Annotated in this window: 11 protein-coding genes; 1 reads left to right on the top strand and 10 read right to left on the bottom strand. The window is 37.4% G+C overall.

Annotated elements, in window-relative coordinates:
* Positions 1-12: 12 nt before the first annotated feature.
* The 3 genes from argB to argC all read right to left on the bottom strand — a co-directional run bounded on the left by argB (position 13) and on the right by argC (position 3,327).
* A complete protein-coding gene (gene argB, locus WMO14_RS07445; RefSeq protein WP_116443862.1) occupies positions 13-918 on the bottom strand; it encodes an acetylglutamate kinase in 906 nt (301 codons plus the stop codon).
* Positions 919-968: 50 nt separating this feature from the next.
* On the bottom strand, positions 969-2,195 hold the full coding sequence (argJ, locus tag WMO14_RS07440) for a bifunctional glutamate N-acetyltransferase/amino-acid acetyltransferase ArgJ (RefSeq protein WP_055306702.1): 1,227 nt from the start codon (positions 2,193-2,195) through the stop codon (positions 969-971).
* Between the two features lie 85 nt (positions 2,196-2,280).
* Complete coding sequence (gene argC, locus WMO14_RS07435) at positions 2,281-3,327, bottom strand: N-acetyl-gamma-glutamyl-phosphate reductase (protein ID WP_022502243.1); 1,047 nt, start codon at positions 3,325-3,327, stop codon at positions 2,281-2,283.
* A 298-nt stretch (positions 3,328-3,625) separates the two neighbouring features.
* Between argC and WMO14_RS07430 the strand changes: the two genes are divergently transcribed.
* The gene (locus WMO14_RS07430; RefSeq protein ID WP_022502244.1) at positions 3,626-4,852 is read left to right on the top strand and encodes an argininosuccinate synthase; all 1,227 of its coding nucleotides are present in this window, start codon (positions 3,626-3,628) and stop codon (positions 4,850-4,852) included.
* A gap of 162 nt (positions 4,853-5,014) precedes the next feature.
* On the opposite strand, the gene WMO14_RS07425 is transcribed toward WMO14_RS07430, so the two are convergent.
* The 7 genes from WMO14_RS07425 to fabG form a co-directional block, all read right to left on the bottom strand.
* Complete coding sequence (locus WMO14_RS07425; protein WP_022502245.1) at positions 5,015-5,887, bottom strand: hypothetical protein; 873 nt, start codon at positions 5,885-5,887, stop codon at positions 5,015-5,017.
* Between the two features lie 141 nt (positions 5,888-6,028).
* Positions 6,029-7,816 (bottom strand): acetyl-CoA carboxylase carboxyltransferase subunit alpha, encoded by a 1,788-nt coding sequence (locus tag WMO14_RS07420; RefSeq protein WP_349153592.1) that lies wholly within the window; start codon positions 7,814-7,816, stop codon positions 6,029-6,031.
* A gap of 44 nt (positions 7,817-7,860) precedes the next feature.
* A complete protein-coding gene (locus tag WMO14_RS07415) occupies positions 7,861-9,216 on the bottom strand; it encodes an acetyl-CoA carboxylase biotin carboxylase subunit (protein ID WP_349153591.1) in 1,356 nt (451 codons plus the stop codon).
* Positions 9,217-9,276: 60 nt separating this feature from the next.
* Entirely contained in the window at positions 9,277-9,699 is a 423-nt protein-coding gene (gene fabZ / locus WMO14_RS07410) for a 3-hydroxyacyl-ACP dehydratase FabZ (protein ID WP_022204252.1), read from the bottom strand.
* Between the two features lie 83 nt (positions 9,700-9,782).
* The gene (gene accB, locus WMO14_RS07405; RefSeq protein WP_022204251.1) at positions 9,783-10,241 is read right to left on the bottom strand and encodes an acetyl-CoA carboxylase biotin carboxyl carrier protein; all 459 of its coding nucleotides are present in this window, start codon (positions 10,239-10,241) and stop codon (positions 9,783-9,785) included.
* A gap of 95 nt (positions 10,242-10,336) precedes the next feature.
* Positions 10,337-11,572, bottom strand: a complete 1,236-nt coding sequence (gene fabF, locus WMO14_RS07400) for a beta-ketoacyl-ACP synthase II (protein WP_090140106.1) — start codon at positions 11,570-11,572, stop codon at positions 10,337-10,339.
* On the bottom strand, positions 11,569-12,327 hold the full coding sequence (gene fabG, locus WMO14_RS07395) for a 3-oxoacyl-[acyl-carrier-protein] reductase (protein ID WP_055176620.1): 759 nt from the start codon (positions 12,325-12,327) through the stop codon (positions 11,569-11,571). Before fabG ends, fabF begins: the two co-directional genes overlap by 4 nt.
* Positions 12,328-12,342 lie beyond the last annotated feature (15 nt).

Raw genomic sequence — 12,342 nt, 5'->3', positions numbered from 1 at the left:
CTACTCCTGTTATTATATATTAGTATCGAAGAATTTCTCAGCACCTTCTGATAATATAGCTGTACCAACACCCTTGTTAGTAAATATTTCAAGAAGGAGGCAGTGTGGAATACGTCCGTCAAGTATATGCACTCTTGAAACACCGTGTTCAATCGCATCAATACAGTTATTAAGCTTAGGTAACATACCACCACCTATTGTACCACCTGCTAATAATTGCCTTGCCTCAGTTGTTGAAAGTTCTGAGATAAGGCTTGATTTATCATTATAATCCTTGTATACACCTTCAATATCTGTTAAGAATGCAAGCTTCTCTGCATTAACTGCCCTTGCAATGGCACAAGCTGCATCATCAGCATTAATATTGTAAGCGTGGAAATTGTCATCATATCCTATAGGGCATATTACTGGAAGAAAATCGTCCTTAAGAAGAGAATGTATAAGTGTTGTATCAACTTCCTTGACTTCACCTACATATCCGATATCTTCACCCTTTGAATACTTCTTTTCCACCTTTAGCATACCGCCATCTTTACCACTTATACCACACGCCTTTACGCCAAGTTCCTCTATAAGCGATACAAGGCTTTTATTAACCTTGTTAAGAACCATCTCAGCAATTTCCATAGTTGGCTCGTCTGTAACTCTTAAACCATTCTTAAATTCCGGTGTCATTCCAGACTTTTCAACCCATTTGCTGATTTCCTTGCCGCCGCCGTGTACAATAATTGGCTTAAATCCAACAACCTTTAATAATACTACGTCCTGAATAACTTTTCTTTTAAGTTCTTCATCAACCATTGCACTTCCACCATATTTTACAACTATAATCTTTCTGTTGAACTTCTGTATATATGGGAGTGCTTCAACAAGCACCTGTGCCTTCTTTAACTCTTCTTCCATATTAATTGTACTCATTTATTATCCTCATTCCTGACAATATTACAATGCCATTTTATTCTTAACTATTATGATCTGTAATCCGCATTAATCTTTATGTAATCAAATGTAAGGTCACAGCCCCACGCTGTAGCTTCACTGTTACCCTGCTTAATATCTGCTATTGCGGTTACAGGATTTTGTGAAAGAATTTCAGTTGCCTTTTCTTCGCTGTAATCTGTTGCAGTACCATCTTTAACTATCTGAAGCTTTCCTGCGTTGCTTTCAAAGAATATATCAACCTTCTCCGGCTCGAAATCAACGCCTGAATAACCCATAGCACAAAGAATTCTTCCCCAGTTAGCATCGTGTCCAAATATTGCCGCCTTTGTAAGATTAGAAGTCACTATTGATTTGGCAAGAATTCTTGCCTGTTCCTTAGTTGAAGCTCCCTTAACCTGAACTTCAAAAAGACATGTACAGCCTTCACCATCTCCTGCTATTTTCTTAGAAAGCTCTGTAAGTACATAAGATAATGCCTCATAAAATGTATCATAATCACTGCTGCCTTCCTTAATAGTATCATTGCCTGCTTCTCCATTAGCAAGAACAAGCACTGTATCATTAGTTGATGTATCTCCGTCAACAGATATCATATTAAATGAATCTTCAACAATATCACTTGTCATCTTCTGAAGTGCTTTCTTCTCTATAACTGCATCAGTTGTAATAAAACAGAGCATTGTAGCCATATGAGGATGAATCATACCGGCACCCTTGCACATACCGCCTACCGTTACTTCTTTGCCAGCAATATTTACTGTGCAAGCAACCTGCTTGCTTACAGTATCAGTTGTCATAATTGCCTCTGCGGCAAGTGTTCCAGCCTCTTTAGTATAATCAAGAAGTTCCGGAAGTGCCTTAATTCCTGCACACATTCTATCCATAGGAAGCTGCATTCCAATAACACCTGTTGAACCAAGAAGCACTGCATCGGCTGAAATTCCAAGTGCCTCTCCGGCTGTCTTAGCTTCAAGTGCACAGGCTTCATCACCCTCAACACCAGTACAGGCATTAGCAACACCACTGTTGACTACAATTGCCTGTGCATAAGCTTCATTATATACAATATTCTTATCCCATTTAACAGGAGCGGCAAATACTCTGTTAAGAGTAAATGTCCCTGCTGTCACGCAAGGCTTGTCTGAAACAACCATTGCCATATCTTTCTTACCATTCTTATACTTAATTCCTGCCGCCATACCAGCTGCCTTAAATCCTTTAGCCGCTGTAACTCCACCTTCTATAATCTGCATAACTTCCTCCTGTCCAGATTAATAATCACGTCTTATTAATCTTATATGAATAAAATATTTATAGTGCCGCCTGTATTATATAATTCTATGGGAACATAGGTGCAATCTTAAGTCCTTCATTCTCCTCAAAACCGAATAAAAGATTCATATTCTGTACTGCCTGACCAGCCGCACCCTTAACAAGGTTATCTAATGCACCCATAGCAATAATTCTGTTAGTTCTTGGCTCTATCTTAAATCCTATATCTACAAAGTTACTTCCCTCAACCCATCTTGTCTCTGGGCATACATCCTTAGGAAGAACTCTTACAAAATATTCCTTATCATAATATTTATCATATGCCGCCTTAACATCTTCATAAGTTACATCCTTTGCAAGATTAGCATATGCTGTCACAAGTATTCCTCTGTTCATTGGAACTAAATGTGGTGTAAATATAAGCTTTAAATCATCTCTTCCACAAGCATATCCAAGCTGTTCTTCTATCTCTGGTGTGTGTCTGTGTGTACCAACACCATATGCTTTCATACTCTCATTAACTTCACAGAAAAGATTAGCAACCTTTGCACCCCTGCCTGCACCGCTTGTTCCGCTCTTAGCATCAATGATTATTGTATCTGGATTAATAATTCCTTCTTTTACAAGTGGATATAATGTAAGAATTGATGTTGTAGTGTAACATCCTGGGTTAGCAATAATTCTTGTATTATTATTCACTTTATCCCTGTTAATCTCACATAAACCATAGACTGCTTCATCAATATATTGTGGTGACTTATGTTCAAGCTTATACCATTTCTCATATATATCTACATTCTTTAATCTAAAGTCTGCACTAAGGTCTATTATCTTTACCTTTGATAAAATCTCATCGTTAACAAGTGATGCACATAAGCCCTGTGGTGTTGCCGTAAATATTACATCAACCTCATCTGCAAGCTGTTCCATATTATCATCCATACATCTGGCATCTACAAGTTTAAACATATTTCTGTATACATCTGAATATTTCTGATCTATATAGCTTCGTGAACCAAGCCATACAATCTCTACATCCTTATGTCCAAGAAGAAGTCTTACTAATTCGTTACCTGCATATCCGGTAGCTCCGATAATTCCAACCTTAACCATACGTCCTCCATCTGAATGTTTATTTATTCATTCGTGTACATATATTATTCATCAATAAAAATGACAAGTTCCATTATAACAACTTTTTTTTCTATGTAAAGTGTTTATTCATTATTTTTTATATTTATGCAATATTATTGCATAAAATTGCATAATATACATTTTTACCTATTGCATTTTCATAATAAGTAGTTTATTATAATCAGCAGAGTTTTACACTTTGTAATAGCATTATTTACTACATAATATTTATTACATAATTAAACCTATTACTTAATTATATGGAGGTACATTAATAATGAAAGAGAAAGTTGTTCTTGCTTATTCAGGTGGTCTTGATACTACAGCAATCATTCCTTGGTTAAAGGAAACTTTCGACTATGATGTTATCTGTGTATGTGCAGATTGCGGTCAGGAAGAGGAATTAGACGGACTTGAAGAAAGAGCTTTATCTTGTGGAGCTGCCAAGTTATATATCGAAGACATCACAGATGAATTCTGCGATAACTACATCGTTCCATGTGTACAGGCTCACGCAGTTTATGAAAATAAATATTTACTTGGTACATCAATGGCAAGACCTATCATTGCCAAAAGACTTGTTGAAATTGCCCGTAAAGAAGGTGCTGTTGCTATCTGCCATGGTGCTACAGGTAAGGGTAATGACCAGATCAGATTTGAGCTTACAATCAAGGCTTTAGCTCCAGATATCCAGATTATCGCTCCTTGGAGAGATTCAAGATGGACATTACAGTCTCGTGAAGATGAAATCGAATATTGCAGACAGCACGGTATTCACCTTCCATTCAGCCCTGACTCAAGCTACAGCCGTGACCGTAACATCTGGCATATAAGCCACGAAGGTCTTGAGCTTGAAGATCCAGCTAATGAGCCTAACTATAAGCACCTTCTTGTTCTTGGATGCACACCAGAAGAAGCTCCAGATGAAGGCGAATATGTAACAATGACATTTGAAAAGGGTGTTCCTACATCTGTTAACGGCAAGAAGATGAAGGTTTCTGATATCATCAGAGAACTTAACAGACTTGGCGGCAAGCACGGCATTGGTATAATTGATATCGTTGAGAACCGTGTTGTTGGTATGAAGTCACGTGGTGTATATGAAACACCTGGTGGAACTATTCTTTACGAAGCTCATCAGCAGCTTGAAGAATTAGTTCTTGACAGGGATACAACAGCAGAGAAGATTAATGTTGCTAACAAGTTCGCTCAGGTTGTATACGAAGGAAAGTGGGAAACACCTCTTCGTGAAGCACTTCAGGCATTTGTCGAAAAGACACAGGAATACGTAACTGGTGAAGTTAAGTTCAAGCTTTACAAGGGCAACATTATCAAAGCTGGTACAACATCTCCATATTCATTATATAACGAATCTATCGCTTCATTCACAACTGGAGACCTTTATGACCACCATGATGCTGATGGTTTCATCAACCTCTTTGGTCTTTCACTTAAGGTAAGAGCTATGAAGAAGCTTGAGAACGAAAAGAAGAATAACAAATAATACTTTAAAAAATATTATATAACAAGTATTATAAAACAAAATCAGGAGCTGCCACATATATATGTAGCAGCTCCATTTTTCATCTTTTATAATGTTTTATGAGTTTTTATAAGCTCTTATAAACTCTAATAAACTCTTATCAAACATTAATCTCAGATATTTCTATATTCTTTTTCTCCTGTTTTTCACAACCATTCCATATATCAAAGTAATAACATAAGAAGCTGCTGCCAGTATACACATAACACCCATAACCCTATAAGCAATCTGAGTATCTATAAACACAGTTCTTCCTAGATATCTGTTACTTACAGCCGCCATACATCTGTTTCCAATTATATTTGCAATAAAAATATATATACCACCTGTTATGACAAATATACATGGGAGTGTGTACCTTACAACCCTGACAGGATTAAATGCAATGATAACAATCAATAATGTGATATATATTAAAAGCATCAATATCTTAAACACAACAGACGTTATTATTCCATATACCTTTATAAGCGGCTGCAGACGATAAGATATATCACCATATATACCACTGGCATAATTATTTATAGCCTCATTTGCAGCATTTTTACTATAGCTAAGAGCTGCCCTGACTATTGTTTCCTGTATATTTCCCATATTGATATTAGATGCTATTTTGTTATATGTCATATCCATAAGCTCATCCAGCTCTGCATCTATATTAATCTCTATATCATCAAAGGATTTTTCTTTAAGCATCCCGTCAACCATAGCCGTTGTATATTTCTGTGCTATTCTGTCTACTATCTTAGAATCCTCTATACTTGTCTGAATTCTGGATAACGCCTCCATATTATCCCCAAGTGAATCAAAAACAGTATCCATAAAACGGTGCGATATAGCAGCTGACAGTCCTGCATCCTTTAACATGCTTGAGACATACATAGGTGCCGTTACACATACAATAAGTATAAGACCTGCTATTACAGATATTAAACCAACACCTATCTGTGTCCATCTATGAGCAGTATCCCTGTATTGTCTGTATCCATATGACATATATATTCCTTCTTTCTGTTTAGATATAACAATTCCGTAATCTTCCTACGCAATCACATTAAAACAATCACATTAACATAATCATATTAACACAATTATATTAATACAACCATAAAAAAATGTAATAGATTTAGTGCTTTCTTACATTTTCCTGAATCTGTTATACCGCTGTCTTGCAAGTTCTTCCTTGTCCATATCAATATATCTGTACATAAAATCACATATCATGCGTTTCATATATAATGTCACTCTTTTTATATTATTTTCATTTATAACCTGATATTCCGGAATGACCTTCTCTATTATGCCAAGCTCATATAAATCTGCTGCCGTCAGCTTCATTATTTCCGCAGCCTCTTTTGCTTTCTTAGAATCCTTCCACAGTATCGATGCAAAGCCTTCTGGTGAAAGTATTGAATATATGGAATTCTCCATCATCCATACCTCATTGGCAACACCTAGTGCAAGTGCACCACCGCTTCCACCTTCGCCAGTTACTATTGACAATACCGGAACTGTAAGACTGCTCATTTCATACAGATTCTTTGCTATAGCTTCTCCCTGGCCTCGCTCTTCTGCACCAAGACCGCAATATGCTCCTGGAGTGTCTATAAAACATATAACCGGTCTGTTAAATTTTTCAGCCTGCTTCATAAGCCTTAGTGCCTTTCTATACCCTTCGGGATTAGGCATTCCAAAGTTTCTTGATATATTCTCTTTAGTAGTCTTACCCTTCATATGTCCTATGACTGTTACAGGAATGCCGCCAAATGTTGCGATTCCACCTATTATTGCTTTATCATCACAAAAGTTTCTGTCACCATGAAGTTCAAAAAAATCTTTAGTTATTTTTTCTATGTAATCTGCGGCATTAGGTCTTTCACTGCTTCTTGCTATTTCAACCTTTTCCCATACATCATACTCATTATACAGATTATTATCAGCCTCAGCCTTTTTTTCTTCTTCTCTATCTATCTTTTTGAAATATATATTATCAAGATACTCAAGATACTTCTTCATAATATCTGAATTGCTCCGGTATGTATCCACATTTTCTTTAACTTCTGTATAAGCTCCACTGTACTTATGTATGTCAAGCAGATGCGCAAGTGTCTTCTTTAGCTCATCCCTTTTAACTATCGCATCCACAAAGCCGTGCTCTAACAGAAATTCAGCTCTCTGAAACCCTTCTGGCAGTTCCTGTCCTATAGTCTGTCTGATAACTCTTGGTCCTGCAAAACCTATAAGGGCACCTGGCTCTGCAAGTATAATATCTCCAAGCATAGCAAAGCTTGCAGTTACACCTCCAGTTGTAGGGTCAGTAAGAACAGTGATATATAAAAGTCCTGCCTCATCATGTTTTTTTAATGCGGCACTTATCTTTGCCATCTGCATAAGAGATACTATTCCCTCCTGCATCCTGGCTCCGCCTGAGCATGTAAATATAATAACCGGCAGCTTCTGCTCTGTAGCCTTCTCAACTGCCCGTGTAAGCTTTTCACCTACAACTTCGCCCATGCTGCCCATAAGAAATCTTGTATCACAGACACCTATAACAGCTTTGCTGCCATCTATCTTTCCAACACCGGTTATTACTGCCTCATCAAGATTTGTTTTTCTTTTAAGATTCTGGATTTTCTCCTCATAACCTGGGTATTCACATGGATTGCTCTCTTCAATGTTAGTATCCCATTCTGAAAATGTATTCTTATCCACTACCATGGATATCCTTGTTCTGGCATCCAGCTTCATATAATATCCACATTCCGGACATACACAATTATTCAGATACATGTCCTCTGTTAAAATTATTTTTGAACAAACCGGACATTTCGTATATAATCCATCTGGAACATTTATATTACTGCTATCCAGATTGTTGATTTTATTTTTATGGATATTCTTTTTAAACAAGCCTTTTATCTGCATATAAATCCTCATTTCCACGCACTCTTACTGTGCATAACGAACAACTATTTTTTACATACCTGTGGATACTCCTCTGGTATGAAATCTGTACTGACATCACCTTTAATAAACTTCTCATTCTGGCATATATCATACATAAAATCTGTATTTGTTGTGACACCTTCAATAATAATCTCGCCAAGGACACTTCTCATCTTCTCAATCACTGTTTTCCTGTCGTTTGCATATGTCATAACCTTCATTATCATGGAATCATAAAAAGGAGGTATCGTATATCCACTATAAACTGCAGTATCTATTCTTACACCATTACCACCTGGTATATGTATATTCTTTATTGTTCCCGGATTAGGTGCAAAGTTCTTTTCAGGGTTTTCAGCATTGATTCTTATTTCTATGGCAGCACCATGTATCCTTACATCCTCCTGCTTAATACCAAGACTTTCGCCGGCTGCTATCTTTATCTGTTCCTTTATAAGATCAACACCTGTCACAAGTTCCGTTATACCATGCTCGACCTGAATACGGGTATTTACCTCCATAAAGTAATAATTGTCGTTTTTGTCAAGAAGAAACTCAACTGTTCCTGCATTTTCATAGTTAACTGCCTTAGCCACTGCCACTGCAGTATCTCCCATTCTCTTTCTTAATTCATCATTCAACGCAGGAGAGGGTGATTCCTCAACTAACTTCTGGTGATTTCTTTGTATTGAACAATCTCTTTCACCAAGATGAATTGTATTTCCATATTTATCAGCTAATATCTGGAACTCTATATGTCTTGGCTTTTCTATATATTTTTCTATATACATTGTGCCATCAGCAAAGCCATTCACAGCTTCTCTCTGTGCGTTATCGAATTCCCTTTTAAAATCTTCTTTTGTATATACAACACGCATCCCCTTGCCACCGCCGCCAAGTGCAGCTTTAACCATAACAGGATAACCTATATTGTCTGCAAGCTCTTTTCCTCTTTCTGCATCCATAACTGGTTCTTTGGTTCCTGGAATAACTGGAATACCTGCTGATATCATTGTATTTCTTGCTTCCTGTTTATTACCTGTTTTCTCTATGATATCTGAATCTGGACCTATAAATGTGATGTTACATTTTTCACATAATGATGCAAACTTACTGTTTTCAGAAAGAAATCCAAAGCCTGGATGTATTGCATCTGCATGTGTAGCTACTGTTGCACTCAATATTCTTTCCATATTAAGGTAACTATCCTTAGCTGCTGCCTTTCCTATACATACACTCTCATCAGCCAGCTGCGTATGAAGTGCTTCCTTATCCGCCTCAGAATATACTGCAACTGTCTGTATACCCATTTCCCTACAGGCTCTTATTATTCTAACAGCTATTTCGCCTCTGTTCGCTATCAATATCTTATTAAACACAGCTTCATCTCCTTATAATCATTCCATAATCCACATATTATATTTATAACATCAGACGGATTAACCTACCATAAATGTAAGCTCTGCTGTAAGTGCAACCTCGCCATCTACCGTCGCAACAGCCTTTCCCACGCCAACTGGTCCTTTTTTCTTTATAATCTCACATTCCATCTTAAGTTTATCACCAGGAACTACTTTTCTTTTAAATCTTGCATTATTAACTGCACCAAAATATGCTGTTTTACCTTTGTTTTCTTCCAGCGAAAGTATCGCAACAGCGCCTACCTGTGCGCATGCCTCTATCTGAAGGACCCCCGGCATAACAGGCTCAGCTGGAAAATGTCCTGCAAAATAAGGCTCATCATATGTAATACACTTATATCCTGTTGCCTTTATTCCAGGCTCAAGTTCATCTATCGTATCCACAAGCAGAAAAGGATGTCTGTGTGGTATAATATCCATTATTTCCTTTGTTGTAAGCATACTTAACTCCTTATATTAAATAATCGAATTTCATATATATAATGTCGGTATCAAAAACCCATGCCTTTGATACCGACGTATTGTCAGACTGGTTTTATAACAAACATAGGCTGTCCATATTCAACCATCTGTTCATTATCTACAAGAATATCAGTAACCACACCATCATAATCACTTTCAATCTCATTCATAAGCTTCATTGCTTCTACTATACCGATTACCTGACCTTTTTTAACCCTGTCACCTATTGCTACATATGCATCAGCTTCCGGAGATGCTGAACTGTAAAATACACCTACAAGTGGTGAATTAACAGTAAGCACATTATCATCAGAAGTTTTAATGTCCGATTTATTCAATCCTGATTCATTGCCGTTATCGCTATTAACTATATCATCAGCACCGGCAGTTTCTTTAACAGCTGCCCTGTCACTTCTGTCAGCGCCAAGCGAAAGCTTAGTGTCGCCATCTTCCATGCTAAAGCTTGTAAGTGAAGATTCTGATACAGCATTAATGAGCTTTATTACATTTTCTAATTCCATATATTATCTCCATTTCTTCATGACCTTTTATTCATATTCTGGTATTCCATATATCTCACCAGCAATCTACTTATGTACTTTAAGCGTTCATCATATTATGAATACTTTCTTACTATAAGAGTTGCATTATGTCCACCAAAACCAAGAGAATTCGTCATGACTACATCAACGTCCTTTTCGATTCCTTCATCCTTGACATAATTAAGATCCATTTCTTCCTCTGTTTCTGATAGTCCTACATTTGGATGTATATAACCATCCTGGATTGACTTGACACAGGCTATGAACTCAACTGCGCCCGCTGCACCAAGCAGATGTCCAACCATGGATTTTGTTGAACTTACAGGCACATTGTAAGCTGCATCCTTAAGTGCCAGCTTGATCGCCCTTGTCTCAAAAAGATCATTATGATGGGTACTTGTTCCATGTGCATTTATATAATCGATATCATCTGGTTTTACTTCTGCTTCCTTCATGGCACTTGTCATAGCATATGCAGCTCCACTTCCATCCTCCATAGGTGATGTTATATGGTATGCATCAGAAGAACAGCCATAGCCTGTGATCTCTGCATATATATGCGCTCCTCTCTTTAAAGCATGCTCCAGTTCTTCAAGTACAACCACACCTGCTCCTTCACCCATGACAAAGCCATTTCTTTCTTTGTCAAATGGGATAGAGGCTCTCTTAGGGTCTGTAGATGTTGAAAGTGCTGTAAGCGCAGCAAAACCACCGATTCCAATAGGAGATATAGAACTTTCAGTTCCACCTGCAAACATAACATCTGCTTCTCCATGCTGTATGCTTCTATAGCCTTCACCTATAGAGTTAGTTCCAGTAGCACATGCTGTAACAACATTTATATTCTTACCCTTTAAACCTAGCTGTATTGATACATTGCCAGCTGCCATGTTAGTTATCATAAGAGGTACAAGAAGCGGATTAATCCTAGATGGACCCTTTTCAAGAAGCTTCTTGTGATTGCTTTCCATAGCTTCAAGGCTTCCAACACCAGAGCCTACTGATACACCAACACGGAAAGCATCCTCTTTAGCCATATCAAGCCCCGAATCCTTCATAGCCTCATGCGCGGCCGCAACAGCATACTGGCTGAACTTTTCCATCCTTTTGGCTGCCTTGAAATCCATATAATTCTTAGCATCAAAATCCTTTACCTCTGCTGCAAGCTTAACCTTATAATCTGTTGTATCAAATCTTGTTATATTATCTATTCCAACTGTATTCTCTTTAACAGAATTCCAGAATTCATCCACACTTAAACCTATAGGTGTTATTGCACCCATACCTGTAACAACTACTCTTCTCATCAGATATTCATACCTCCATCTACTGATATCACCTGTCCTGTTATGTATGCTGCTTCATCTGATGCCAGAAATGCTACAGCATTGCTTATATCATCCACGCTTCCCATTCTTGAAAGAGGAATCATATCAAGTACTGACTTCTTCTGTTCATCAGATAAAACCTTTGTCATATCTGTATCAATATATCCAGGTGCAACTGCATTAACAGTTATTCCTCGCGATGCAAGCTCCTTTGCCGCAGATTTGGTAATACCTATCACACCTGCTTTAGAAGCACTGTAATTAACCTGTCCTGCATTACCAGCTATGCCTACAACTGATGACATATTGATTATTCTTCCGCTTCTTTGCTTTAACATGTATCTGCTTACGTGTCTTATGCAGTTAAATGTTCCCTTAAGATTAACATCTATAACTCTGTCAAAATCTTCCTCTTTCATTCTCATGATAAGACCATCTTTTGTTATACCTGCATTATTTATAAGAATGTCTATTCTCTTATATTTATCCATTATATATGTAATCATTTTTTCAGTTTCTTCATACGAATCAACCTGACACTTGTATTTTTCTGCCTTTCCGTTGGCAGCCAGAATATTTTCAACTGTTCTATCTGCTGCCTCATCATTACCACTGTAATTAACAATAACCACAGCCCCCTCTTTGGCAAAACGGGCAGCTATAGCAGCTCCTATTCCTCTGCTAGCTCCGGTTACAAGCACTATCTTGTTTTCATATCTTTTTATACAATTATCCATACACATAACACACTG

Origin of the sequence: Lachnospira rogosae (ex Hitch et al. 2025), assembly GCF_040096455.1 — a bacterium.
Taxonomy (GTDB): domain Bacteria; phylum Bacillota; class Clostridia; order Lachnospirales; family Lachnospiraceae; genus Lachnospira; species Lachnospira rogosae.
This window is presented reverse-complemented; position numbering and strand designations above follow the sequence as displayed.